The organism is Roseovarius atlanticus (assembly GCF_001441615.1).
GTDB classification, from domain to species: domain Bacteria; phylum Pseudomonadota; class Alphaproteobacteria; order Rhodobacterales; family Rhodobacteraceae; genus Roseovarius; species Roseovarius atlanticus.
This window is the reverse complement of the sequence record NZ_LAXJ01000026.1, coordinates 1-24,549: the sequence shown is the minus strand read 5'-3', so window position 1 is coordinate 24,549 and position 24,549 is coordinate 1. Positions and strand designations below refer to the sequence as shown.

The window sequence follows — 24,549 nt, the reverse complement described above, 5'->3', positions numbered from 1 at the left end:
CGTCAGAACCCGGCGGCGTAGCCGTCCTTGCGGTGGTCCGATCCAGCCACATAGCCCGCGCCGCTGCGCCGGATCAGCTGTGCGCCACCAAATCCGAACTCGGCCGCCGTGCCACCGCGCGCCACGTCGTGGCCCAGCTTTTCCAGCGCGGCCACCGTCGCATCTGGCATCGCATCCTCCACCGCGACGCGGCGGCCCGAGATGACCTGCCAGCGCGGCGCATCGCTGGCCGCCTGCGGGTCCTGGCCCCACAACATGGTGCGCAGCATCATCTGAAGATGCCCCTGCGCCTGCATCGGTCCGCCCATCACGCCAAAGCTCATTTCGGGCGCGCCGCCCGTGGTGACGAAGCCGGGAATGATCGTGTGGAACGGGCGTCGAGACGGGCCGACAGCGGCGGGATGGCCACGCTCGGCCACGAAGCCCGCGCCGCGGTTCTGCATGTGAATGCCGGTGCCTGGCACCACCACGCCCGCGCCGAACCCCATGTAGTTCGACTGAATGAACGACACCATGCGTCCCTCGGCATCCGCTGCGGTCAGATAAACGGTGCCGCCTGCGGTGGGCGCGCCCGCGCCGGGATCCCCCGCATGGGCGGGGTCGATCAGCCCGGCGCGACGGTCAAGGTAATCCGCCACCAACAGCGCCTCGGGCCCGAACGCCATCCGCGCCGGATCACCCACATGCGCGGCCGCATCGGCCAGGGCGAGTTTCATTGCCTCGATTTGAAGGTGAATCGCCATCGGATCGTCGGGGCCATGATCTGCGATGGCGGTCCGGTCTGTGAGGCCCAAGGCGATCAGCGCCGCGATGCCCTGTCCATTGGGGGGAATCTCGTGCAATTCCGTGCCGCGAAAGGGCATCTGGATTGTGCCGCACCAGTCGGCTTCGTGCGCGGCCATGTCCTCGGCGTTGAGGCTGGCGTCGTTGGCGCGGGCGGCGGCTTCGATCTTTTCGGCCAGCGCCCCGCGATAGAACGCCTCCCCATTCGTATCCGCGATAAGTTCCAGCGTGTCGGCCAGCGCCGGATTGCGAAAAAGCTCGCCCGCGCGCGGCGCGCGTCCGTCGGGCATGAAGCACTCGGCAAAGCCCGGCTGCGTGGACAGCAGTTTCGCCCCTTTCGCCCACAGACCCGCAATGGTGGGCGACACGGCAAAGCCATCCCGCGCATAGCCGATGGCAGGCGCGAACAGCCGCTCAAAGGGCAGCCGCCCATGGTCGCGCGACATCATCACCCAGGCCGAGACCGCACCCGGCACGGTGACAGCATCCCAACCGCGCTGCGGAACTCCGCCGTCGAACTGCGCTTCGGTCCAGGCGGCGGGCGCACGGCCCGACGCGTTCAGCCCGTGCAGGGTGTCGCCGTCCCAGAAGATCGCGAACGCGTCCGAGCCAACGCCGTTGCCGGTGGGCTCGACCACCGTCAGGCAGATCGCAGTGGCCAGCGCGGCGTCGATCGCATTGCCGCCCTCGGCCAGTATCCGTAGTCCGGCCTGCGCCGCCAGGGGCTGCGACGCCGCCACCATGTTGCGGGCAAAAACCGGCGTGCGGTGGGTGGGATAAAATCCGCCAGAGGTCATTTCGATTTCAGTCCTGTTCATGGGCGCGGCACAGCAAGCGTGTTTTCAAACCTGGAAGCGTCAGGACGCCCATGCCGTCCTCGTCCTGTCGCCAATCGGCGTGCGTGCATTTCACAGCGCGTCGCTCGATCTCATCCAGCGTTCGGAACATCAGTGTGGCGTCGGTAAAGGCGTCCGTCCCCTCGCGAAAGCTCAAAGTGAACTCGTTGCCGGAAACTGTCCAGCCTTCTGCGCCGTATTCCGCCTCTCCACCTGCAAGCGTGGCATAGCTGCGCGCTGCCGCTGCGGGATCTGGCGAGGCGACGGTCAGAGCCGAAAGACCGCAGAAACCATTGCAATGGTCTAGCCACTCATCGCGCCAGACAAATTCCGGCGTAAGGTGCTGACAGAAATAGACACGTCCGGCTGGAAACTCTGCCGACGTCATGCGGACGTTGTGAAAACGTGCCATTTCTTCGTTTCCGTCTATTGTGACAGGCCGTTCCAGCACAATCGGATCGAGGGGAGCAAACCCGGCTTGCGTCAGTTGCTGGAACGTCGCTTGCGCGTCATCGGTGCGGAATACCAGGCCGCTTAGTCCGATGGGGCTCTTCAGTACATCCTCGCGCTGTTTGCCTGTCACAGGAACACCAACAAGTTCCAGATACGCGTGATCCGTCATCATCAGGTGGTTGATCGACCCCAGCGAGTGGTAGCCGCGTGGTGTCTGCCGGAAACCGAGTTCGCCGAAAAGGTCCGACGCCGCATCCATGTCTAGCCCTGTATTGATAACGAGATGATCCAGTTTCATGCTCAATTTTCCAATGCTCTTGTCGGGTTTTGCGCACTAGTGGATCATGCCGGCGCGATTTTCCAGCCTGTTAAGCCTTTTGACGGGTCCGTCATACGGGCACGCGCACAATTGGGATCGCGCTCGGACAGGATTTTGATCTCGTCGCGAGCCCAGAGCCAAACCGACGGCGGTTATCAAGTACCTTGCACCCTGAGAACTTGATAGGTGACGGAGGATCGGAGCCGTTGTGGGGTCAGTCCGAACCGCGGTCCCCGGTACTGCACGCGGGAAATTATTATGGTCTTGTTCCTGACCTATTTTCGTCGCCGGACATACTTTCAGTAACTCGCCGATCGGGTTTGGCCACAAAGCCAGCGGCGACGGGCTCTGCATGGTCTTCGCTATTAACCCGAAGTATCAGCTCAAGGCGAAACGTGTGCAACGGTTGCGTGGCGCGCGGCGTTTCACGATTGATCTGCGTGTCAGGTTATCGCGAAACGCTTCTGGAAGACTGTGTTGTGTCACTTGTCCGCCCTGCCGGCTCGCTCACTGCCTAAAGCTCCGGATGTCTTCCGCCGAAAGGGCATAGCCGATCTCGGCCAGTTGGGTTGATCTCGAGGCCGTGCCGAACATGCCGGTGACCGTCACGGGCTCGAACATGCCGGAGCTTTCATAGGGCGTGCCGGTGGTCACGAAGACAAGCTGGTTCGCCGGCGGTGGGGGCACGTGGACGCAGGCACCGACATAGGGCACCAGAATGAACGCGGTGACGCCGGTGCCGTCGTGGTCGAGCGGCACGATAAAGCCCGAAAGTTGGACGATTTTGCCGGTCCAGTCGGTGCGGATGCCCGTCGATGGCGGCTGACGCGCGGCCATGCTGCTTTCGTCATGCGGCAGGATGCCTTGCAGGTTGCCGGGCAAAGACGTGTCGTCCTTGGGCAGAAGGTCGCGCCAATCCAGCACGATCACCGTGTCGGCCAGCGCCTGTCCGGCAATTCCAAACGCCGCGATGGACAGAAACAGGGCACGACGTGTCGGGCCTTTCACTGCCATTCGTAGACCTCGATCCGCTCGGCGGTCATCTGGTACCCGACATCGGCGATCTGCGTCTGCATGGATTTGGCTGACAGACGCCCCGATACCCAGACCGGGTCCCACAAAGAGTCGCTTGGCCAGGGGGTCTTGGCGGTGACGAAGACAAGCTGGTTTGGGGGTGGCGGGGGCGTGTGGATGCAGGCGCCCACGTAAGGCACTAGCATGAAGCTGGTCACACCTTGCGCAGTGACGTCGAACGGGATGATGTACCCGGGCAGCTTGACCGCCTTGCCGTTCAGCCGGGTGTTCATCCGCCACGCGTTGCGGTCGTATTCGGGCACCCAGGTGTCATTGGCCTCGTCGATCTTGCCGGGGCCGATGATCTCGCCATAGGGCACGCCCTTGGGGATCAGGTCCGGCCATTCAATCACGCGGAACGGGCTGGCCATGGCCTGGCCTGGAAGCAGGGTTGCCGAAAGCATGGCCAAAACGGCCCGGCGAGAGGGATGCGTGCGTGTCATATCCTCACCATCATGCCATCGGACAGCGACAGGCGGTAGGCCCTGAGGGCCGGAAACAGGCTGACAAGTGCCGCCGCGCCGATCACACCTGCCAGAGTGGCCAGTTCCCGCCCGGTCGGCGGCGCGATCGGCAGCCAGAGGCCGAAGGCGCTGTCCACCACCGGCTGCGCCAACGCCAGCCCGGTGTAGAGGAGTGCGAGGCCCAGTAGTGCGCCCAAGGCGGCCATCAGCGCCGCTTCCAGCACCAGCAGGCCAAGGATGGTAGACGGGCGCGCACCCATGGCCCGCCAGATCGCCATTTCCCGCCGGCGTTCGTTGAGCGAGGAAAAGATCATTGCCATCATGCCCAAAAGGGCCGTCACCACAACCATCGCCGAGACGCCGATCAGCGCGGTTTCGGCCACGCCGACGATCTGCCAAAGCTCCTGCAAGGCGACACCGGGCAGGACCGCCAACAGCGGCTCTTCCGGGTAGGTGTTGATCCAGCGTTGCAGGCCGAAGATCTGCAGCCGCGACTTGACCCCGACCAGCGCGGCTGTCACTGCCGACGGCGACAGATCCATCTGACGTATCTGCTCGACCGGCGTGCTTTGGCCGGGGATCTGCGCGCCGGATTGCCAATCGACATGGATCGCCTCGATGGCCTCCAGGCTGACGATAACGGTCCGGTCCACCGGGGTGCCGGTGCGGTCGACGATGCCGGCCACGCGAAAGGGCTGATCGTCGTGGTGGGTGAACGAGGCCAGGCCATGCGACACGACGATCGGGGCGCCCACCGCATAGTCCAGCGTGGCCGCGACCTCGGCGCCGATGACGGCATCGTAAAGGTCGTTCAGCCCGTGGCCATCCCCGATCTCCAGTGACCTTCCGCCGCGATATTTGTAATGTTCGAAAAACGCCTGCGTGGTGCCCATGACCCGGAACTGGCGGTGGCTGTCGCCCAGCGATATGGGGACGATCCAGTCCACCTCGGGCCGGTTGGCGATATCCTGATAACTTTGCCAGGTCACGTTGTTGGTGGCGTTGCCGATCCGGAACACTGAATAGAGCAACAGCTGAACCGAGCCCGAACGCGGCCCGACGATCAGGTCGGTGCCAGAGATCGTGTCGGCGAAACTGGCCTTGGCACCCGTGCGCACCTTCTCGACGCCAAGGAATAGCGCGACCGACAGGGCGATGGCCAGCACCGTCATGCTGACGGTCAGGGCGCGCGCCAGCAAAGAGCCGAAAGCGAGGCGGAGGATCATGCAGCCTGCCTTTCGACAGAGGCGATGTCAGCGAGCCGCACCACCCGGTCGAACCGCGCGCCCAGCCGTTCGTCATGGCTGACCATCAACAGCGACGATCCGGCTGCCGCGATCTGGTCGAACAACAGGCCCAAAAACGCATCCTGCGCCGCCGCATCCAGTGCCGAGGTCGGCTCATCCGCGACGATCAGGGGCGGCTGCCCGATCAGGGCGCGTGCCACGGCGACCCGCTGTTGCTGACCAACGGAAAGGCGCCCGGCCTTGGCCTCGACAATATCCGAAGACAGTCCAAGCGCCGCGCAAAGCTTTGCCGCATCGCCTGCCTCGGATCGCTTGCGCCGCTCCGGCGCGAACTTCAGAGGCAGCAGGATATTGTCCGACACGCTGGCATAGGGCAGCAGGTTGAACTGCTGGAAGATGACTCCGATCCGCTCGGCCCGGAACCTGTCGCGCGCGCCGGCCCGCAGGGTGGCAAGGTCGGTGCCGGCCAGATCCACGCGTCCGGCATCGGCGGTGACGATCCCGCAGACCAGCGACAAGAGCGTGGACTTGCCCGACCCGCTTTCGCCCAGCAGAAGAACGCTTTCCCCGCGGTCCAGCCGGAACTCCGGCACCGAAATCCCGAAAGATGCCCGCCCCGGCCAGCGGAATCGGACGTCTTGCAGGGTCAGGGCCGGATTCGCCATCGCTACTCGAACGAGACTTTGGCGGCGTCTGGCGTCAGTTCCGCCGTGCCAGCGCCGGTCTCGGTCACGTATTGCACCTCGATCTCCTCGGCATTGGGGAACTGTTCGAAAAACGGGAAGCCCACACCGGTCAGCGCGTCCTCGTCATCGCAGGCAAAGCCGTAAGTCACATGAAATTCGCTATGCCGCGCCTCGTCCGCGTGGTCTTCGTGATCGTGCTCTTCGCCTTCGGCGTGGTCGTCGTCGTGCGTGTGGTCATCACCCTCGTGCATGTGCTCGTCGTCATGATCGCCGGTGTGCAAATGAGCCAGAACCTCGGTCAGGCGGCACCCCGCGCCCTCGGGCAAGGATACGATCTCTTCCGGAGTCAGAAATTGCCGGATCGCCGCAGCTACTGCCTCCTTGTCCTCGGCAGAACTCGCCTCATGCTCAAAGCCGACGATGTCCATGCCCGGGGACAGGATGTTGATCTCGATCGCCCCGTGTTCGACCGCGATCTCGACGGTGGAGACGCCGTGCACATGCGCGTCCAGTTCACGCGTGTCCTGCGCCAGTGCGGGCGTGGCGAGGGTCGTGGTGGCCAGGGCCAGATAAATCGGTTTCATGACAGGTCCTTTCAGGTTTCATTGATGAAGTCAGACGAGGGTCATTGCAACGCCCCTGCGACGATCGGGGCGTTCAATTCCGTGTGCTTTTGCGGCGCGGCCAGCGACAGGACATGATCCACTGTTGCGCCGACCAATGCCGCGTCGTGGCTGACCAGCATGATCGCGCATCCCTCGCCCTCGGCGGTTTCGGTCAGCAGGCCGATCACCTGCTTCTGTGTAATCGGATCGAGGCGCGACGTGGGCTCGTCGGCGAAGATGAATTTAGGGCGGACAAGCAGCAGGCGCAGAAGCGCGAGACGCTGAAGCTCGCCGCCGGATACTGCGCCCGGCTTGCGGCTCAGCAATACCGGCGCGAGTCCGAGGCGCGGCATCAGCGCGTCGATCTGGCATTGCGTTTGCCCGTGATGGCGGGCGACATCGGCCAAAGTGCGCCCCAGCGTCCGGTGCCGCGGAAAGGCGGCGACCGGATCCTGGTAAAGCTTCTGGAACGCGGTCGGCGGCAGGCCCGGAGCCCGTTCCACCCGCCCGGCGGCGGGCCGCACAAGCCCCAGAACCACATCGCCCAGCGTGGACTTGCCACAGCCCGAGGGGCCGGTGACCCCAAGAATGCGCCCCTCGCTGAGATCGAAGGAGATGTCAGAGAAAAGCTGGTTACCACCCCTCTCTGCCGCGAGGCCGGTCGCGGTCAGCACGGCGGCAAAGGCGGGCGGCTTGCGCCGGACGGCCCAGGTCTCGGGATCGGCGGCTATCAGTTCGCGGCTGTACTCCTTGGCCGGGGCGGCCATGACGGACCGCGTCACGCCGGCCTCCACCACCTTCCCCTCGCGCAGGATGATGATCCGTCCGCCGATCCGTCGCGCCAGCGCAAGGTCGTGAGTGATGACCAACAGCCCCCCGCCGTGCGCCAGTTCCGCAAGCAGCAGGTCGGCCACCTCGTCACGGCGCGCGGCGTCCAGTCCCTTGGTCGGCTCGTCGGCGATGACGATGCGCGCACCGCCCGCCCGCGCCGCCGCGATGGCGACGCGCTGTGCCATGCCGCCCGACAGCTGATGCGGATACCGGTCTTCGGCACCGCTCAGGCCCAGCCGCGCAAGATCCTCTTGCGCCTGCGCGCGTGCCTCGGCGGCGCCCAGCCCGCGCACCAGCCGGTGCGCCTCGCTTACCTGCGCGCCCGCCCTCATCAGCGGGTCGAGCGACAGCCACGGTTCCTGCGGCAGGACCGCGATCTCGCGCCCCCAGAGCGGGCGAAAACCCGCAGGCCGCGCGGCATCGAGCAACCGGTCGCCCAGAACCACGCGCCCTTTCGGCGAAAGGTCCTTGGGCAAGGTGCCCATGATGGCCTGTGCAAGCAGGCTCTTGCCCGAACCCGTCTCGCCCAGCACGACCAGCGGCTCGCCGGGGTCGAGATGCAGGGACACCGGGTGCAGGATCGGGGTGTCGCCTTCGGAGACGGTGATGTTCTCGGCACGCAGCAGGGTCATGTCTCACGGCTCCCGGCCAATAGTGTCAGTCCAAGCAGCAGCACGAAGGTCGCCACCACCGGCGACAGCAGCGCCAGCGGCGCCTCGCGCCAATAGGGCAGAAGCTCGACCATCATCAGGCCCAGTTCTGCCGTCGGCGCGCGCATCCCCACATGCACGAAGCCCAGCGCCGCGATGGCCATGATCGCCGTGGCCGTGCCAAAGGCGGCGGCGGTCAGCATCATCGGCGCGATCTCGGGCCAGATATGCGTGCGGAAGACATAGACCGGGCCGAACCCCAGCAGGCGCGACGCCTCGACAGCGGGCGAGGCCAGCGTGTCGCGCGTGGCGGCCCGCGTCAGGCGGAAGAACTCGATCCACAAGACCAGCGACAGCCCGGCCCAGAACCCCAGCGCCGTACCCGGTACGATCGCCAGCACGATCAGCACCAGCAGAAGCCCCGGCAAGGCCAAAAGCGCGTCGGCCAGGATTGTCAGGATCCGGTCGACCCAGCCACCCCGCGCCGCCGCCAATGTGCCCAGAACCAGCCCGGCAGCACCTGCGGTCAGGACCGCAGCGACGGCGATGACGGGCGACAGGCGCAGGGCATGGGCCAGCCGGTGAAAGATCGACCGTCCAAGGTGGTCATAGCCCAAGGGCGCGGTGGCGTCGGCCGCGCCCAGCGCCTGCATCAGCGATTGCGCGAAAGGGTCACCCGGCACGATTAACGGGCCGATCAGGGCAAAAGCGAGCACCGCCGCCACCAGCGTCGCGCCGGCAAGGCGCACGGCACGCCCCGCGGGACGCGGGACAACTACAGCATCACTCATGCCGCCCTCCGTGGATCGATCCGTTGCGTGACAAGGTCGATGACCGCGTTGATCACGACGAAGCTGAGGCCCAGAACCAACGCCGTGCCCTGCACCATCGGCACGTCCCGCGAAAAGATCGCGTGCACCAGCGCATGGCCGATCCCGGGCCATCCGAACACCGCCTCGACCACCACGACACCCTCGACCAGGGTCACGAATTGCAGGCCGAGATAGGTCAGCAGCGGCACCGACACGTTGCGCAGCCCGTGGCGCATCAGGGTCTGTCGCCGGCTGAGGCCTTTCCACCGGGCGAAGGCGTAATAGGGCATGGCACCCACCCTTGCCATCGCGTCCCGTGCGATGCGCGCGTTCACGGCGGCAAGGCCCAGCGCCAGCGCCAGCGCGGGCAGGATGAAGTGGCGTGCCTCGCCGTGGCCCGCTGCGGGCAGCAGTTTCAGTTGGACCGACAGGACCAGGATCAGGATCAGCGCCATCAGGAATTGCGGCGCCGCCTTCAGCCCCGTCGAGACGATCAGCAGGGCACGGTCCAGCACTCCGCCCGGGCGCAGGCCCGCCAGTATGCCCAGCGGCGGACCGATCAGAAGTGACAGCAGAACCGCCACCGCCGCCAGCGCGAGGCTGGCCCCCAACTGGTGGCCGATTTCGGCGATGACGGGATTGCCGGTCACCAGCGAGGTGCCGAAATCCAGCCGCGCGAGGTCGCCCAGCCAGCTCAGGAAGGCGGGCAGCGCAGGGCCGCCCAGCGCCAGTTCTTCGCGCACCGCGTCGGCGGCGGCGGTGTTGACATTGTCGTATCCATAGCGCCCGGCGGCGATGCGATAGGCCGCATCTCCCGGCAGGCTGCGCATCATGGCGAATGTGGCAGACCCGATCAGGACCGCCACCATCACCGCCTGAATGCCGCGTGAAATCAGTGTCTTCATTGTGCCAGCTTCAGGTCCTGCAATCCGAATGTCCGCTCCCACGGGTCGATCACGGTGCCTTCGACACCGGCGGCGACGGCGAGCGTCTGGCGGTACCAGGCGATCGGAATGATGGGCAGCTCGGTTTGCAGGATCTCGGCGATCCGCGCGCGCGCATCCTCGCCACCGTCACCGCGCCCGACACTACGGGCAATTTCCACGATCTCGTCGTTTTGCCAGCCCATCGCACCCCAGTCGCCGGTTGGCGCATAATCCGACAGCACGGTGCCCACCGGGTTGGGGATCAGGCCGAAGTTCCGCGCGATCAAGCTAAGATCGAGCGAGCCGTCGGCGTGCCCCGAACTGATCTCGCTGGAATTGGTGGTGTTGATGCTCAATTCCACCCCGACGGCCCGGAATTGCTGTTCCAGCACCGAGGCGACCAGCGGCAATTCGGGCCGGTCGGGATAGGTGGTGAGCGTCAGGGCAAACCGTTCGCCGTCACGGGTCAGGATGCCGTCGCCGCCCGCTTCCCAGCCAAGATCGGCCAGCAGTGCCTTGGCCGCTTCGGGATCATAGGCCAGCGGATCCAGCATCTCATCATGCCATTCTCCCACCGCTGGCGGGAACAACTGCGTGGCGCCTTCGGGGTAGCGTAGCACGGCCTTGGCGATGCCCTCGCGGTCAATCGCCAGTGACAGGGCCTGCCGCGCCTCGGGGTCCGACAGGAAAGGATGCCCGGCATTGACCTTGATCAGCAGCGTGCGCGGGATCGCGACGGAATGGACGGTGGTTGCATCCGTCGCCTCCAGCCGTGCGACCGAGGCCGGGTCCAGACCGAAGACAAAATCCGCCTCGCCGGATTCGGCCATCAGCGCGCGGGTCTCGACACGGCTGACAGCGGCATAGCTGACGTTGGGCACGTTGGGCGCAGAGCCCCAATAGTCGCCAAATGCCTCGGCCTTCAGGCTTAGCGGCGGGGCAAGGCCCGTGACCTTGTAGGGGCCGGTGCCGATGATCTGCACACCTGCGCCATCCGGTCCGTAGGCATTTGGCGCCAGGATCTGCGCGCTGTAATGGGCAAGATAGGCCGGAAGCGCGGCGAACGGTTCCGACATTTTGAACATCACCGCACCGTCGCCCGCCTCGACTGACTCGACCGGCGTCGAGGATAGCGGGCCGGGCTTGCCCTGGGCAATGTTCAGCGCGTTGACCACGGACTCCGGCGTCATCCCGCTGCCGTCGTGGAACATCACGCCGTCCCGCAGTGTGAAAGTCCAAGTAAGGCCGTCGTCTGACGTGGACCAGTCGGTCGCCAGTCCGGGCGTCAACTGGCCCTCGGGGTCGGCATTGGTCAGCGTTTCCGTCACGCCCATACGGGTGAAGATATAGCCCGAGGTCGAGGGTTCCGGTGACTGGATCTCGAACTGGGCCACAACATCGAGCGTGTCATCCGCCAGCGCGGGCGCTGTCGCCGCAAGCAGTGCCGCGGCGATCAGGGACAGGGTGCGTTTCATGGTCTTCGGTCCTTTCGTCTTTTCATGTCTCTATCGTGCTGATCGGACAGGTCAGCCTGTCGCGGGCAAGCGTGATCCGTTCCGCTCGGTCGAGCCGGGCCAGGATGGCGTCGGGCGGCTCACCCTCGGCCCGCGCCTTTTGCCAGATGCGGCGGCACTAGGCGGGCGACCACGCCAGCGCCGCTTGTCTCATCCAGTTGCGCAGCGGCGGCGGCAGGGCGTCGAAATCACGCATCGGGTCGCTACGTCTGCGGCGGCGCAGGCTTGTGGCGATGTTGCGGCTCATGACTCTGCATCCGGATCTGTGACCGGGTCCAGCGCCAGCATCAGACGGGTTTCGCCCGTGCCCTCTATCGGCGGAGAGCGGTGCAGAAGGTGCGGATCGGGTTGCGCCGGCCAGAGCGTACCGCGCATGACGAAAGGCGATCCTGTCGGCACCGTATGCACTGTGTCCGGCGCATCATCTCGCGCCACGCCGTATTGCGTGCCGGTGCCGCGATAGGTGCAGACCAGACGGGCCGTGACCCTGTCGATGTGGAACCGGCGACAGGCATTTGTCATCACCACGTCAAGCCGCAGGCGCAGCCACTTGGCACGTGTCATCTCGCCAAAGGTGGCCGCCAGCCCCGCGATATCGTCAATGAGGATCCGGCGCTCGGGTGCGTCGCTCAGTCCCGTCTCGTCGCACGCCAGTGTGACGGCCGAGTAAATCTCGCCCGGTCGCACGATGACGCGGGCTGCGGGGAGCATTTCGGCAGGAAGGGTCTCCAGCCAATCCAGCATGTATTCGGGAAGCCTGCGCTGGCAGATCACGCCACCGACACCCGGCAGCCTGATCGCGCCCATGTCCTCGGGGCCATTGACGCTCAGTACGCCCGACCCGGCCCCTTTTGGAACAATCGGATGCAGGGTCATGACGCCCTCCGCCACGCCGGGAACGGATCTGGCAGGTGGGGCAGGCTGTCGGGTCCCAGCGCCGCGCTTTCGGGCACGAGCGCCGCGTCCAGCCGCGCCTTCAGCGCAGGCCAGTCAATGCCTGCCCCGATGAACACGATTTCCTGCCGGCGGTCGCCCCACGGCTCTTGCCAGTGCGCCCGCAGGTACTCCTGCGCGCCGGCATGTTCGGGATGCCGCTCCTTTGGCACCGTGGCCCACCATTGGCCCAGAGGGGTGACCGAAGACAGAGCCCCGGCCAGCGAATATTCCGCCACCCAGTCGGGCCGCGTGGCAATCCAGAAATGTCCCTTGGCCCGGATGACGCCCGGCAGGTTGCCGTTCAGCACCGCCATGATCTTTTCCGGCTCGAACGGCTGCCGCGCGCGATAGACGAAGGACGCAACGCCGTACTCCTCGGTTTCGGGCACGTGGTCGGCAAAGCCGTAAAGCTCCTTGGCCCACATCGGGTGCTCATGCGCCTTCTCGAAATCGAAAAGGCCAGTGTCGAGGATGGCGTCCGCGGCAACGTCCGAATGATCTGTCTCGATGATCCGGGCGTCGGCGTTCAGGCTGCGGATGATCTTGCGCGCCGCATCGGTGCGCTCAGGTCCCGCGTCGCTGATCTTGTTCAGGACGACCACGTCGGCGAACTCGATCTGGTCGGTCAGCAGGTGAACCAGCGTGCGCTCGTCGGCCTCGCCCAAGGTCTCGCCCCGGTCGCTGAGGAAATCGTGGCTGGAATAATCCTCGAGCAGGTTCACCGCGTCGACCACCGTGACCATGGTATCGAGACGCGAGACATCCGACAGGCTGTCGCCCGCCTCGTCGCGGAAATCGAAGGTGGCGGCCACGGGCAGCGGCTCGGAAATGCCGGTCGATTCGATCAGCAGATAGTCGAAACGTCCTTCGCCGGCGAGCCTGCGGACCTCGTCCAGAAGGTCGTCGCGTAGGGTGCAGCAGATACAGCCGTTGCTCATTTCCACGAGCGTCTCGTCCGTGTGGCTGAGGTTCGCGCCGCCTTCGCGCACGAGGTCAGCGTCGATGTTCACCTCGGACATGTCGTTGACGATCACGGCGACACGTCGCCCTTCGCGGTTGTTCAGGACGCGGTTCAGGAGCGTCGTCTTTCCGGCGCCAAGAAAGCCGGAAAGCACCGTGACGGGGAGACGTGAATCATTAGCTTTTTCCATGTGTGCTTCTGTTTGGATGTGGGCCTTGTGTTCGCTTGAGGATTGCCATGTCAGCATCCGGGCAGCCCTTAGCGACGAAGAACCTGCCCAAAATGCTTCGGTCGCGTGTGTCTCTTTGGCTGTCGTGCGACAGTTTCCATCTGAAGCTCTTTCAGGTCGTCTCATGTTTCTGCCCGTGCCGGTCTGCCGAGCTGGTTCTAGGTGATGCGCATAGTGATACTATATAACATAACAACGTTATCTTATATCAATTCGAGAAACACAAGCAGCAGAATGCCGGCACGGTCCAATTCCACCTTCAACTTAAGCTACGGTTCAAGTTAATTGCGGTCATCGCGTGTCTGCGACCTATGTCGAGTTTCCAAAGGTTCGGTCGGATACTCAAAGAGGTGATCCTCGAGTGTTGCAAGGTATGGGCATCCCGCCACAGTTCGATGATGAAAGCGAGGCTTGGTGTCCTGACGTGCCGGACCATCGCCTATCGGTCTAGCAGATGCGCTTGTTTTGTTTCCTGAAACACCAAGTCAAGGAACAGGGCGGCGACATCAATGTTGTTTTCCAAGTCCGCGTTCTTCCCGCCGACCACTTCCAACATCTGCTTGAAGGTACTATTCCCGCTGAACCCATCAGCCTTCGCCTGGTTAAGCAAAGTTCGCGAGTCCATTGACGCTTAGGTGACGTCGCGGTTCAGGCAGTCAACGATGAATTTGGTGTAATCCTCAATCGAGACCAAGCCTCGGTCTTTTGCGAGAAGTAGAACAGGCTGCAGCCAACTCGATCCGACCTCAAGCGCGGCTGCCGTCCACTGTCGCAACCCTTGATCCTTTGATAGCAGCAGCAAACCATTCCCCTCATCCTCTCCATCACCAATCCCCTTCTCGCGGCCAGTGTAATGGCCCGGTTGTACGGGGGAAGGACACAGGCGCCAGGACCAGAAATCGTAGTCAGCTCGTGCATCGGATGCCGATCTGTGGTCTAATGTGCCCACGAGACTTGATCGGCGCGCAGAAAGGCGGCAGTGTCAGATCGAAAGCTTACTGCTTGGGGAATGTCGGGTTACGTTTATGGCTAGACTTCCAATATTGTTTGATACGACGTTCTTTTATTCGACGACAAAGAGATTTTTGGTATGGCACAACCGAACGGTGTCTATATAACGCGTCCCGCTCTGCCGCCTTTGGACGAGGTCATTGTTCATCTCGAGCGCATCTGGGAAACGCATAAACTAACGAACAATGGTCCTATGGCGCAAGCCCTCGAAGCGCAGCTGTGTGATAGCCTCGGTTTGACACATCTCAGTCTGACCTCGAATTGCACACTTGGTCTGATCGCTACTCTGAGGGCGCTCGACATCCGCGGCGAGGTCATCACGACGCCGTTTTCCTTTGTCGCGACCTCGAATGCCATCGTCATGGCTGGTGCAACGCCGGTCTTCGCGGATATAGACCCGATCTCTCTCAACCTTTCGCCTCGCACCGTGGCAGAGAGCATCACCGAGTGTACCTCTGCAATCGTGGCTGTGCACAGCTACGGACATCCGTGCGACATTGAAGGCCTGCAAGCGATTGCGGACGAGCATGGAATCCCGCTAATCTTTGATGCAGCGCATTGCTTTGGAGCGCGCCTGCACGACCGCAGCTTGCTGGATTTCGGCACCTGCTCGGTGGTGAGTTTCCACGCAACGAAGGTTTTCAACACCTTCGAGGGCGGCGCGGTGATCACACGTGATCCTGAGATCAAGAATACGGTCGACCGGCTCATCAACCATGGCATCGACGATGAATTCAACACCCCCGACATCGGACTCAATGCGAAAATGAGTGAGTTTCACGCGGCAATCGGTCTCGCGCAGCTGCCCTATGTCGCGGACGACATCGCCCGGCGTGGTGCCCTGGTCGCGCGGTATCTCGAAGCGCTGAAGGAGATCCAAGGGCTTTGTCCGGTGCGACCGATGCCCGAGCATCTGGTGCCGAATAACTATATGTTTCCAATCGTGGTCGACGCCGCGTATCCGCTTTCGCGCGATGAGCTCTTCGAGCGATTGAAGCGCGAAGGCATTTTCGCACGCATGTATTTCTTTCCGCTTATCTCGGATTTGCCGTCGTTTCGGGACATGCCATCGGCCGCTCGGGACATGCTGCCGGTGGCAGTCCACACTGCGAACCGCATCCTTTGCCTGCCGCTGTTTCCGGATCTCGAGACCAAAGCGCAGGATCGGATCATCGATCTTCTCCGCGCGCCATGAGGCTCAATACTGATTTGCTCGTGTGGGGCATGCACCGAACGCGAACCGCACGCCGACTTTCTGTGGAAGAGGTCGCCAGCGACAGCTGGGAAATATCACCCGAGCACAAAGCCGCGTCTCCGCCCGCGATCTTTCTCGAAGGCGCGCTGGACAAAATCACCGCCTTTTCCCCCTGGACGTCGTGGGAGTACGAGAAACCCCGCGTGCATGGCGAGACGATCCTTCATTCAGCGACGGTCGCCTATCTGCTGCGTGACGCGCGGCTCAATGGTGCTTGGCTCTATTGCGGCGCACACAAGGGAGAGCGTGGGTTCGGCGAAGAACGGCTGCTCAACACGCACCGATCCAAGCGCATGCGGCTCAGCCGCGCGCATCTGGTCTCGAACAGTCCCGGCAGCAATTTCTTCGGTAATTTTGTGCTCGATGATTTCCCACTGGCCTTGCTCCCGGATCCCGAAGAAACGCCGATTGTCCTTGAAACGAAAGTCTACGAGCACGAAGCCGGCTATCGGCAGTTGCTCGACCTGCCGCGACCGCAGGTGGTGCACCTCGCGCGCGCGGACGAACTCGTCGTTTATACTGATTTCGCTCAGAATGCCTCCAAGCGCAGCCGCTATGACACGCTTCGCAAGCGTCTGCGCACCGCGCTGGACACCGCCGATGAAAAGCGGATTGGTCTCGTATATCTCAAGCGCGGGGCGACCGGAGAGTCTCGGCTTGTGGCAAACGAACCGGCGCTTGAGGCTCATCTGGAAAAGCGCGGTTTCGAAATCGTCGAGCCGGCCCGGCTGAGCGCGGAGGAGACCTCACGACGCCTGCTTGACGCGCGTCTGATCGTCAGTGTCGAGGGCAGCCACTTGTCGCATGCGATCTACAGCATGGCTGGCGACGGCGCTTTCCTTGTGCTTGAGCCTCCAGACCGTTTCGCCACACCATACAAGGAATTCGCAGACTGCATGGACATGCGCTTCGCTTTTCTCGTCGGAGATCCGGCCGAGGGCGGCTTCAGCGTCGATCTCGATGATCTCGACCGGCTTTTGGATAGGCTCGCATGACAACCGGATCAAGACCCACCGACCTCGTCCTAATGCCGATCCTCAAGGCACACCGGACAGAGCAGGGGCGTTTGGTGGTAACGCAGAAATACGTGGACGGGGCCAACGAGTATGCGAAATCCTGGCCGGGAACGGTGATCAGCCTTTTCAAGCTCTCGGACAAGCCTTCGTCGGACATGGACCATGTCGAGGTAGACGGGCAGGACGGGTCGCACCGGATCGAGCTTTTGCCGCGATCGCCAGCCGAGCTTGCGGAACGACTTAAATCCGCTGCTCTGGTTGTAGGTTCACTTTCGCCACAAGAAAAGTCGACTACGGATTTATGTAACCGGATCGGGGTGCCGGTTGTTCAGGTGTCGGAATATACGCTGAAGACCGAATGGCAGATCATCGACGCCCAAGTCGCCAACCCGATCGTGGCCATGAGGCGCAAGCAGTGGGCGTGGAAAACGGAACGCGTTAGGCGACGCCTCATCAAACTTTCCGCCGGTCTTCAGTGCAATGGTACGCCCACATTCGACGCCTACCGTCCAATCTGTCCGGAAGCATTCCTTTATTTCGATAACCGAGTACGCGAGATGGATGTGATTACGCCTCAGGAGCTACGGCGCAAAGCCGAACAACTGCGCCAGGGCGCGCCGTTGCGACTTGTTTTCGGGGGGCGGTTCGTGCCGATGAAGGGCGCGCTGTACCTGCCCGAGGTCGCCCGAGAGCTGCGCGATCACGGCGTGCCCTTCCAGCTTGCGATCTATGGAACGGGTCCCGACGAGCCTGCCCTCCGAAGTGCGATCGAGCGTTATGCGCTACAGGATCACGTGACCATCCATGCACCGATCGATTTTCGCAGCGGCTGGGTACCTTTCCTCAAGGAGGTCCCGGATCTTTTCGTGTGTTGCCATCCTCAGGGAGACCCGTCGAGCACGTATTCAGAGGTCAGTTCGTGCGGCGTGCCCATAGCCGGGTTTGACAACGAAGCGTTCTGCGGCTTCCAGCGATTGTCTGGGGCTGGGTTTCTCGCGCCGATGAAAGATGCCGGGAAGCTTGCGCAGGTCATCGCAGAGCTGCACGCCGACCGTGAGCGCCTAGCCATCGCCGCTCAGAAGGCACGCGCCTTCGCGATCCAGCATAGCTTTGAGGCGACGTTCAAGCGGCGCACCGAGAACTACATATGCAAGAGTCTATTGACCAAAACCTGATCCAGTCGGGAGAGGCACGATTAGCCTCTTCGATCTGTTGCGATTTGTCCTCGTGCCCTCGAATCTCTTTTTTCTGCTCGGGATCTTGGGGCCTGCGCTGTTGGTGCTTCGCAAGCTCGCATCCGGGCGTTTCTGCATCGCTCTTTCGATGGCTGGGTTCCTGATTTTCGGCTACACGTCGGCCGGCGAAGGTCTTGTTGCCCCTCTGGAACAGCGGTTCGTCGCGGCGGATCCGGACGCCGCCGCGCCGCCCGTCGGGATCGTGGTGATCGGCAGCGGCGTGTCCGAAGTCTATGCCGGAACGACCGGATCGCCGGTGGGGTTCCGCGACGGGGCGGAAACGGTGTTTGCAGCAACCTTTTTGGCACGCCAATTTCCCGAGGCACGTGTCATTGTTAGCGCGGGTCATGGCGGAAACTTTCCGTTTGAACCCTTGCGCGAGGCAGATGGCATGAAACGGCTGATGGTCCTCTTCGGCGTCTCCGAAGACCGCATCGAAGTGGACGGTCTCTCAGCCTCGACCCAAGATCGCATACAGAACTCGATCGCGCTCATGCAGCAGGACAAAGACAAAACTTGGTGGCTTGTAACCTCCGCCGCGCGCCTGTCGCGCACGATCGGCGTGTTTCGGGCCAACAAAGTCGAACCGGTACCTTACCCTGTAGACTACCGCTGGATTCCGCCCTTTGATCCGCTTTATTTCTATGAGTTTACCGAGGGGCTGGACATGACAGATAGAGCAGCCAAGGAATGGCTGGGCCTCGCGTAGTACAAGCTTTCGGGAAAGACAGAGGAGTTCTTCCCGGGACCCTGAGGCACATCGCGTGCGAGAGACCGGGAGCAAGCCCTGGGTCAGACCTCAAACCCAATCGCTGGTGAAATCCTTTGGAGTCATAAGGATATCTCGGTCGACCTTGGTGACGTCCTGATGACCGCAGAGCGCCATGGAGACGTCCAGTTCCTTGTGGATGATCTTGAGTGCCTCGGTCACGCCCTCTCGACCCATCGCGCCGAGCCCGTAGGTGAAAGCGCGTTGAATCAATACCTATATGACCAAGTCCCCGCTCATCGCGGATTGCTGTATGCGCGTTCTTTTTCCAATAGACCCTGCCGCCTCTAATCGGCCCCAGAAGTTAATCAACGCCTTGATCCGTGTTGGCATCACGCCAGAACTGCCCAAAAAGGCTGCTTCGTGCTTGTGCTAAAACCTTGATTTTGGAAATCAGATTTTCATCAACTGACAAACCGCCTTGACTCCCGACCGACCCGCCTATGAACCTCGGGTATGCCAGACGCCTACACAACGGAGGCAATCACAAACGCCGAACACTCCGCTAGACCGGTAACCGGCACGCGGTGTGTAACGGAAAATTCGCGTGCTATCAGCACAACCGGGCGGTCATTTGAAAGCCCGGTGAGGTGACCATCGCGAACAGCAACAGGGAGACTTAGATGAAAAAGACACTGACAGCCTCAATTCTGTACCTCGGGCTTGCGCTGCCGACAGTGGCACAAGACACTGGCGGCCGGCTTGACATCGTGGTGCAACCCGAACCGCCCAGCCTGATGCTGGGTCTCGTGCAAAACGGACCGACGCAGCTGGTTGCGGGCGACATTTACGAAAGCCTTCTGCGCTATGACACCGACCTGAACCCGATGCCGTCGCTGGCCAAGTCGTGGGAGATTTCCGACGATGCGCTAACCTACACTTTCACTCTTCAGGACGGGGTGACTTGGCATGATGGAGAGCCTTTCACTGCCGAGGATGTGGTGTTTTCGGTCGACACCTTCCTGCGTGAAACCCATGCGCGACTTCGGGTCAGCTTGGAACACGTTGAATCCGTGACCGCGCCGGACGATCACACCGTCGTCTTCAAGCTGAAGAACCCTTTTGGCCCATTCATCGGCGTCTTCGAGGCCGGAACCATGCCGATGATCCCCAAGCATATCTACGAGGGGACAGATTTCGCCAACAACGAAGCGAACAACACGCCGATTGGTACCGGCCCGTACAAGTTCAATGAGTGGGAGAAAGGTAGCTATATCCACCTCGTGAAGAACGAGGATTACTACCTGGACGGACAGCCCTATCTGGACGAGGTGTTCTACCGCGTCATTCCCGACGCCGCCTCGCGTGCGGTAGCGTTCGAGAATGGCGAGGTCGACGTGCTGCCCGGTGGCTCTGTCGAAAACTGGGACGTGAAACGCCTGACCGAGATGGAAGGCGTCTGTTCCACCGGCCAAGGGTGGGAGTATTTCGCGCCCCATGCGATGGCGTGGATGAACAATCGCGAAGGGGCCACGGCAAACAAGGATTTCCGCAAAGCTGTGATGTACGCCATGGACCGCGAGTTCGTGAAGGATGTGATCTGGAACGGGTTCGGTACGGTCGCCACCAGTCCGGTGTCGTCCAAGACGAATTTCTACACCGACGACACGATCATGTACGACCATAACCCCGACAAGGCACGCGAGCATCTGGAGGCCGCAGGCTATGACGGGGAAGCCGTGCGCATCCTGCCTTTGCCCTACGGCGAGACATGGCAACGCTGGGCCGAGGCGATGAAGCAGAACCTTGAAGAGGTGGGCGTCAACGTCGAAGTGGTGGCGACCGACGTCGCCGGCTGGAACCAGAAACAGGCCGAGTGGGATTTCGATATCGCCTTCACCTACCTCTATCAGTACGGCGATCCGGCCTTGGGTGTCGCGCGCAGCTATCTTTCGTCCAACATCGCCAAGGGCAGCCCTTGGAACAACGTCGCCGGCTATGAAAACCCAGAGGTGGACGAGATGTTCGCCGAGGCTGCCACGGCAGCCACCCCGGAAGAACGCCAGGAAATCTATTCCAAGGTGCAGAAGCAACTTGTTGATGACGTGCCGGTTGCCTGGCTGCTGGAGATCGAGTTTCCAACGATCTATCGCTGCGATGTGCAGGACCTCGTGACCACCGCCATCGGTGTGAATGACGGATTGCGCGACGCGTGGGTCGAGCAATAAATCCGGATAAGCATGCAGAGCTGGCCCGAAATCACCCGGGCCAGCCTCCATTCGGCCCCTGACGCCAATCGCGAACCGAGCAGGCCCAGACAATGAATCTTGCCGCCGCCATATTTGGCCGCACCGCCAAAGCCGTCATCACGCTTTTGCTGGTTGTCGTACTGAATTTCTTCCTGATCCATGCCGCCCCAGGCGACCCAGCCATGGTCATGGCGGGCGAGGCAGGCGCCGCGGACGAACAATTCATCCAACAACTGCGCCGTCAGTTCGGGCTGGATCAGCCGCTTTATGTACAGTTCTGGAACTACGTCTCAGGCGTCGTGCAACTGGACCTCGGCTACTCCTATCGTCAACAGATGCCCGTGCTGGACCTGATCCTGGACCGGTTGCCCGCGACGCTGTTACTTACGATGACCGCCTTTGGCATGTCCCTGCTTCTGGGGATCGTGTTCGGCCTTGCCGCCGCCGCACGGCAGGGCAAATGGAGCGATACTGCGATCACCACCATGGCATTGCTGTTTTATGCCACACCGCTTTTCTGGGTAGCGCTGATGGCCGTCGTGCTGTTCTCGGTGCATCTGGGCTGGTTCCCGGCCTTCGGATACGAAACCGTCGGCGCTGAATACACCGGCATGACCGCTGTGCTGGACCGGCTGAAACACCTCTTCCTGCCGGCGCTGACGCTGGGGCTGTTCTTCATGGCAGTTTACCTGCGGATGACCCGGTCCTCGGTTCTCGAAGTCAGCCAGATGGATTTCGTCAAGACGGCCCGCGCCAAGGGTCTGCGCGAGGGAACAATCCGGCGTCGTCACATACTGCGCAATGCCCTCTTGCCCGTCGTCACACTGGCCGGTCTTCAGGCGGGGCAACTGGTGGGCGGTGCCGTTCTGACCGAGACCGTGTTCGCATGGCCCGGCATCGGTCGCCTCATGTTCGAGAGCCTGACCGCACGGGACTACAACACACTCCTCGGTGTGTTCCTTGTCTCGGCGGCCATGGTGATCGCCTTCAACATAATCACCGATATCGTGTATCGGCTGATTGATCCGCGGATTTGAGGAAGCACGCATGATCGATTTCCTCAAAAGATTCTCCCGCAACCGGGGTGCGGTGATCGGCGCGATGATCCTGACCTGCGTCGTTCTCCTGGCCATCTTCGCGCCTCTGATTTACCCAGAAAGCCCGTGGAAGATGGTGCAACGCCCCTTTCTCGAACCGTTCAGCACCGAGGGCTTTCCCTTGGGCACCGATACGTTGGGCCGCGACGTGGCGGCGGGGTTGGTGCATGGCGCGCGCGTGTCGCTGATCGTGGGGCTGGTGTCGACCCTGGTGGCGCTGTTGATCGGCGTACCGCTGGGGGCGTTCGCGGGCTTCTACGGAGGGCTAGTGGATGACGGCGCCATGCGCTTTACCGAATTTTTCCAGACGATCCCGAACTTCGCCCTCGCCATCGTCCTGGTCGCGATCCTCGAACCGACGCTGCCGACGATCACGCTGGCCATCGCCATTGTCAGTTGGCCGCCCGTCGCCCGCCTCGTGCGGGCCGAGGTTCTGTCGTTGCGCAAGCGGGAATTCGTCGATGCCGCACGGCTGGCTGGACTATCAAACGCCCGTATTCTCTTTGGACATATTCTGCCCAATGCGATGTCACCGATTATCGTCATGGCCTCCTTGATGGTGGCAACGGCGATCCTGCTGGAAAGCTCGTTGTCCTTCCTGGGGTTGGGGGATCCAAATATCATGAGCTGGGGCTACATGATCGGAGCCGCACGAACGGTGATCCGCACGGCCTGGTGGCTAAGCTTCATTCCGGGCGTGGCGATCCTGCTGACGGTTCTGGCCCTGAACCTCATTGGCGAGGGGCTGAACGACGCCCTGAACCCCCGGCTGGCAAGAAAGGGGCGCTAAGATGGAGACCGTTCTGTCGATCCGCGATCTGGCTATATCCCTGCCGCCCGGAGCGGACCGGGACTATGCCGTTCAGAGCGTGAACTTTGACCTGAAGTCCGGTGAAATCCTCTGTGTCGTTGGCGAATCCGGGTCGGGCAAATCCATGACCGCCAACGCCCTAATGGGGCTGCTGCCCGATCAGGTTGAGGTCGCCCAAGGCTCTGCCGAATTCGAAGGGAGCGACCTTCTGGCGATCCCGGACAACGAAAGGCGCAAACTGCGCGGAGACCGGATCGGCATGATCTTCCAGGAGCCGATGACAGCGCTTAATCCGCTGATGCGCATCGGCGACCAGATTACCGAGGTTTTCGAGGCACATAACCGCCATAGCTTGGCCCAGCGTCGCGCCAAGGCGCTGGACCTTGTCCGCGAAGTTGGCCTGCCCGACCCCGAGAAGATCATCCGAGCTTACCCGTTCCAGTTGTCGGGCGGGCAACGGCAACGTGCGATGATCGCCATGGCCTTGGCCCTCGATCCCGCAATCCTGATCGCCGACGAGCCGACAACCGCTCTGGACGTCACCACACAGGCCAAGATCCTTGACCTTATCAAGACCATCCAGTCTCGGCACGGCATGGCTGTGATGTTCATCACCCATGATTTCGGCGTGGTCGCCGAAATCGCGGACCGCGTGATCGTGATGCGCTTTGGCGAGATCGTCGAACAAGGCGCTGCGCGCGAGGTTCTGGCCAATCCGCAACACGCCTATACCAAAGCTCTGCTGGAAGCGATCCCGTCCGATCACGTCCCGACGCCGGAGCCTGTGCGCGCGCAGCCGGTGCTGGAAGTCCGCAACTTGCGCAAGACCTTTGTCACCTCGGGCGGGCTGTTCAAAGCTTCCCGCAGCGTGACCGCAATCGACGATGTCTCTTTCACGATCGCACGCGGCGAGGTCTTGGGGATCGTCGGAGAGTCCGGCTCGGGCAAGTCCACCGTGGGTCGTGCAATCGTTCGGCTGGTGGAGGCTGACAGCGGCGAAGTCATCCTTGACGGCCAAGACATGAACAGCCTCACGTCCCAGGAGCTACGCCACGCCCGCTGCCGGGTTCAAATGATTTTTCAGGACCCTTATGCGTCACTTAATCCGCGCAAGAAGATCCTTCATGCGCTCTCCGAAGGCCCCATAGTGCAAGGCGTGTCCAAAGAGAAAGCCCACGCCCGCGCACGTGAACTGCTAGAAGTCGTCGAGTTGGATGCCGGCGCCGCCGACCGATTTCCACACGAGTTTTCCGGCGGACAGCGACAGCGCATCGGGATTGCCCGGGCCTTGGCGATGGATCCAGATCTTATCATTGCGGACGAGGCGGTTTCGGCGCTTGACGTCTCCATCCAGGCCCAAGTGCTGGACCTTTTGCGGGACCTGCAAAGCCGACTGAATCTTTCGCTCATGTTCATCACCCATGACATGCGCGTGGCGGCCCAGCTGTGCGATCGGGTGGCCGTGATGCAAAAGGGCAAGCTGGTGGAGATAGGCCCGGTGGCCGAGGTGTTTCTCGATCCCAAAGAGGACTATACGCGCAGCCTTCTGGCGGCCGTGCCCGGCACGAGATGGGATCGACAATTGGCATGAGCGATCCTTGGATAAGGATCAATCCAGATCGCAGCGTCGTCCAAAGCAGCAGGGTTTCAAGATACAAGGTTCGACACTTCGGCGCCACATTCAGAAACGCCTTGGCAATCGGAGAAGGCGGATACACGAAGTAATGATTTTTTGGGCATGTCTCGTTGACCAACTCCCTTGAGAGTCCGCTAATTTAGGTTAGCTTTGGTCACGTTTTGGTCTTCCTTTGACCGGTTAGCATATTCGTATGGCGTCAGG

At 62.3% G+C, this 24,549-nt stretch carries 22 protein-coding genes and 1 pseudogene; 8 read left to right on the top strand and 15 right to left on the bottom strand.

Annotation, left to right across the window (positions count from 1 at the left end):
* Nucleotides 1–2: 2 nt before the first annotated feature.
* The 14 genes and pseudogenes from XM53_RS18960 to XM53_RS18895 form a co-directional block, all read right to left on the bottom strand.
* A complete protein-coding gene (locus XM53_RS18960) occupies nucleotides 3–1,601 on the bottom strand; it encodes a gamma-glutamyltransferase family protein (RefSeq protein ID WP_082631124.1) in 1,599 nt (532 codons plus the stop codon).
* Nucleotides 1,588–2,370: a VOC family protein gene (locus tag XM53_RS18955; protein ID WP_057796217.1), complete on the bottom strand. Its 783-nt coding sequence runs from the start codon at nucleotides 2,368–2,370 to the stop codon at nucleotides 1,588–1,590. The genes XM53_RS18960 and XM53_RS18955 overlap by 14 nt, the downstream gene beginning before the upstream one ends.
* Nucleotides 2,371–2,898: 528 nt before the next feature.
* A complete protein-coding gene (locus XM53_RS18950; RefSeq protein WP_057796215.1) occupies nucleotides 2,899–3,405 on the bottom strand; it encodes a DUF3299 domain-containing protein in 507 nt (168 codons plus the stop codon).
* Nucleotides 3,396–3,869 (bottom strand): DUF3299 domain-containing protein, encoded by a 474-nt coding sequence (locus tag XM53_RS18945; RefSeq protein WP_236544565.1) that lies wholly within the window; start codon nucleotides 3,867–3,869, stop codon nucleotides 3,396–3,398. The genes XM53_RS18950 and XM53_RS18945 overlap by 10 nt, the downstream gene beginning before the upstream one ends.
* Nucleotides 3,870–3,904: 35 nt before the next feature.
* Nucleotides 3,905–5,155 (bottom strand): ABC transporter permease, encoded by a 1,251-nt coding sequence (locus XM53_RS18940; RefSeq protein WP_057796210.1) that lies wholly within the window; start codon nucleotides 5,153–5,155, stop codon nucleotides 3,905–3,907.
* Nucleotides 5,152–5,841, bottom strand: a complete 690-nt coding sequence (locus XM53_RS18935; protein ID WP_057796208.1) for an ABC transporter ATP-binding protein — start codon at nucleotides 5,839–5,841, stop codon at nucleotides 5,152–5,154. Before XM53_RS18935 ends, XM53_RS18940 begins: the two co-directional genes overlap by 4 nt.
* Before the next feature lie 2 nt (nucleotides 5,842–5,843).
* Nucleotides 5,844–6,446: a zinc uptake protein ZrgA gene (zrgA, locus tag XM53_RS18930; RefSeq protein WP_057796206.1), complete on the bottom strand. Its 603-nt coding sequence runs from the start codon at nucleotides 6,444–6,446 to the stop codon at nucleotides 5,844–5,846.
* Between the two features lie 41 nt (nucleotides 6,447–6,487).
* Nucleotides 6,488–7,930, bottom strand: a complete 1,443-nt coding sequence (locus XM53_RS18925) for an ABC transporter ATP-binding protein (RefSeq protein WP_057796204.1) — start codon at nucleotides 7,928–7,930, stop codon at nucleotides 6,488–6,490.
* On the bottom strand, nucleotides 7,927–8,739 hold the full coding sequence (locus XM53_RS18920; protein ID WP_057796202.1) for an ABC transporter permease: 813 nt from the start codon (nucleotides 8,737–8,739) through the stop codon (nucleotides 7,927–7,929). Before XM53_RS18920 ends, XM53_RS18925 begins: the two co-directional genes overlap by 4 nt.
* Nucleotides 8,736–9,665, bottom strand: coding sequence for an ABC transporter permease (locus XM53_RS18915; protein WP_057796200.1), 930 nt, complete (start codon nucleotides 9,663–9,665; stop codon nucleotides 8,736–8,738). The genes XM53_RS18920 and XM53_RS18915 overlap by 4 nt, the downstream gene beginning before the upstream one ends.
* The gene (locus tag XM53_RS18910; protein WP_057796198.1) at nucleotides 9,662–11,161 is read right to left on the bottom strand and encodes an ABC transporter substrate-binding protein; all 1,500 of its coding nucleotides are present in this window, start codon (nucleotides 11,159–11,161) and stop codon (nucleotides 9,662–9,664) included. The genes XM53_RS18915 and XM53_RS18910 overlap by 4 nt, the downstream gene beginning before the upstream one ends.
* A gap of 22 nt (nucleotides 11,162–11,183) precedes the next feature.
* Nucleotides 11,184–11,396, bottom strand: a pseudogene (locus tag XM53_RS18905) (DUF6525 family protein).
* A 47-nt stretch (nucleotides 11,397–11,443) separates the two neighbouring features.
* Complete coding sequence (locus XM53_RS18900; RefSeq protein ID WP_057796356.1) at nucleotides 11,444–12,076, bottom strand: DUF1826 domain-containing protein; 633 nt, start codon at nucleotides 12,074–12,076, stop codon at nucleotides 11,444–11,446.
* Complete coding sequence (locus XM53_RS18895) at nucleotides 12,073–13,287, bottom strand: GTP-binding protein (RefSeq protein ID WP_057796196.1); 1,215 nt, start codon at nucleotides 13,285–13,287, stop codon at nucleotides 12,073–12,075. The genes XM53_RS18900 and XM53_RS18895 overlap by 4 nt, the downstream gene beginning before the upstream one ends.
* A gap of 1,129 nt (nucleotides 13,288–14,416) precedes the next feature.
* Here XM53_RS18895 and XM53_RS18890 point away from each other — a divergent pair.
* The 4 genes from XM53_RS18890 to XM53_RS18875 all read left to right on the top strand — a co-directional run bounded on the left by XM53_RS18890 (nucleotide 14,417) and on the right by XM53_RS18875 (nucleotide 18,552).
* Nucleotides 14,417–15,532: a DegT/DnrJ/EryC1/StrS family aminotransferase gene (locus tag XM53_RS18890; protein ID WP_057796194.1), complete on the top strand. Its 1,116-nt coding sequence runs from the start codon at nucleotides 14,417–14,419 to the stop codon at nucleotides 15,530–15,532.
* A 62-nt stretch (nucleotides 15,533–15,594) separates the two neighbouring features.
* Nucleotides 15,595–16,587, top strand: coding sequence for a glycosyltransferase 61 family protein (locus XM53_RS18885; RefSeq protein ID WP_057796192.1), 993 nt, complete (start codon nucleotides 15,595–15,597; stop codon nucleotides 16,585–16,587).
* A complete protein-coding gene (locus tag XM53_RS18880; protein WP_082631122.1) occupies nucleotides 16,584–17,783 on the top strand; it encodes a glycosyltransferase in 1,200 nt (399 codons plus the stop codon). Before XM53_RS18885 ends, XM53_RS18880 begins: the two co-directional genes overlap by 4 nt.
* A gap of 52 nt (nucleotides 17,784–17,835) precedes the next feature.
* Nucleotides 17,836–18,552 carry a YdcF family protein gene (locus XM53_RS18875; protein WP_144435614.1) on the top strand — a complete coding sequence of 239 codons (717 nt, stop codon included), beginning with the start codon at nucleotides 17,836–17,838 and terminating at the stop codon, nucleotides 18,550–18,552.
* A gap of 90 nt (nucleotides 18,553–18,642) precedes the next feature.
* Here XM53_RS18875 and XM53_RS18870 read toward each other — a convergent pair whose 3' ends face one another.
* Nucleotides 18,643–18,825 carry an alpha-hydroxy-acid oxidizing protein gene (locus XM53_RS18870; RefSeq protein ID WP_057796186.1) on the bottom strand — a complete coding sequence of 61 codons (183 nt, stop codon included), beginning with the start codon at nucleotides 18,823–18,825 and terminating at the stop codon, nucleotides 18,643–18,645.
* Between the two features lie 410 nt (nucleotides 18,826–19,235).
* On the opposite strand from XM53_RS18870, the gene XM53_RS18865 reads away from it, so the two are divergent.
* From XM53_RS18865 to XM53_RS18850, 4 genes are all read left to right on the top strand, one after another.
* Nucleotides 19,236–20,780 (top strand): ABC transporter substrate-binding protein, encoded by a 1,545-nt coding sequence (locus XM53_RS18865; RefSeq protein ID WP_057796184.1) that lies wholly within the window; start codon nucleotides 19,236–19,238, stop codon nucleotides 20,778–20,780.
* A gap of 92 nt (nucleotides 20,781–20,872) precedes the next feature.
* Nucleotides 20,873–21,838 carry an ABC transporter permease gene (locus XM53_RS18860; protein ID WP_057796182.1) on the top strand — a complete coding sequence of 322 codons (966 nt, stop codon included), beginning with the start codon at nucleotides 20,873–20,875 and terminating at the stop codon, nucleotides 21,836–21,838.
* A gap of 10 nt (nucleotides 21,839–21,848) precedes the next feature.
* Nucleotides 21,849–22,688 (top strand): ABC transporter permease, encoded by an 840-nt coding sequence (locus tag XM53_RS18855; protein ID WP_201455446.1) that lies wholly within the window; start codon nucleotides 21,849–21,851, stop codon nucleotides 22,686–22,688.
* Nucleotide 22,689: 1 nt separating this feature from the next.
* Complete coding sequence (locus XM53_RS18850; RefSeq protein WP_057796180.1) at nucleotides 22,690–24,300, top strand: ABC transporter ATP-binding protein; 1,611 nt, start codon at nucleotides 22,690–22,692, stop codon at nucleotides 24,298–24,300.
* The last annotated feature ends 249 nt before the right edge of the window (nucleotides 24,301–24,549 follow it).

Coding starts and splice junctions, on each gene's coding strand:
- XM53_RS18950 (WP_057796215.1), bottom strand. CDS start 3,405: ATGGCAGTGAAAGGCCCGACACGTCGTGCCCTGTTTCTGTCCATCGCG.
- XM53_RS18850 (WP_057796180.1), top strand. CDS start 22,690: ATGGAGACCGTTCTGTCGATCCGCGATCTGGCTATATCCCTGCCGCCC.
- XM53_RS18940 (WP_057796210.1), bottom strand. CDS start 5,155: ATGATCCTCCGCCTCGCTTTCGGCTCTTTGCTGGCGCGCGCCCTGACC.
- XM53_RS18960 (WP_082631124.1), bottom strand. CDS start 1,601: ATGAACAGGACTGAAATCGAAATGACCTCTGGCGGATTTTATCCCACC.
- XM53_RS18855 (WP_201455446.1), top strand. CDS start 21,849: ATGATCGATTTCCTCAAAAGATTCTCCCGCAACCGGGGTGCGGTGATC.
- XM53_RS18935 (WP_057796208.1), bottom strand. CDS start 5,841: ATGGCGAATCCGGCCCTGACCCTGCAAGACGTCCGATTCCGCTGGCCG.
- XM53_RS18895 (WP_057796196.1), bottom strand. CDS start 13,287: ATGGAAAAAGCTAATGATTCACGTCTCCCCGTCACGGTGCTTTCCGGC.
- XM53_RS18955 (WP_057796217.1), bottom strand. CDS start 2,370: ATGAAACTGGATCATCTCGTTATCAATACAGGGCTAGACATGGATGCG.
- zrgA (WP_057796206.1), bottom strand. CDS start 6,446: ATGAAACCGATTTATCTGGCCCTGGCCACCACGACCCTCGCCACGCCC.
- XM53_RS18860 (WP_057796182.1), top strand. CDS start 20,873: ATGAATCTTGCCGCCGCCATATTTGGCCGCACCGCCAAAGCCGTCATC.
- XM53_RS18920 (WP_057796202.1), bottom strand. CDS start 8,739: ATGAGTGATGCTGTAGTTGTCCCGCGTCCCGCGGGGCGTGCCGTGCGC.
- XM53_RS18900 (WP_057796356.1), bottom strand. CDS start 12,076: ATGACCCTGCATCCGATTGTTCCAAAAGGGGCCGGGTCGGGCGTACTG.
- XM53_RS18910 (WP_057796198.1), bottom strand. CDS start 11,161: ATGAAACGCACCCTGTCCCTGATCGCCGCGGCACTGCTTGCGGCGACA.
- XM53_RS18915 (WP_057796200.1), bottom strand. CDS start 9,665: ATGAAGACACTGATTTCACGCGGCATTCAGGCGGTGATGGTGGCGGTC.
- XM53_RS18865 (WP_057796184.1), top strand. CDS start 19,236: ATGAAAAAGACACTGACAGCCTCAATTCTGTACCTCGGGCTTGCGCTG.
- XM53_RS18925 (WP_057796204.1), bottom strand. CDS start 7,930: ATGACCCTGCTGCGTGCCGAGAACATCACCGTCTCCGAAGGCGACACC.
- XM53_RS18945 (WP_236544565.1), bottom strand. CDS start 3,869: ATGCTTTCGGCAACCCTGCTTCCAGGCCAGGCCATGGCCAGCCCGTTC.
- XM53_RS18890 (WP_057796194.1), top strand. CDS start 14,417: ATGGCACAACCGAACGGTGTCTATATAACGCGTCCCGCTCTGCCGCCT.
- XM53_RS18880 (WP_082631122.1), top strand. CDS start 16,584: ATGACAACCGGATCAAGACCCACCGACCTCGTCCTAATGCCGATCCTC.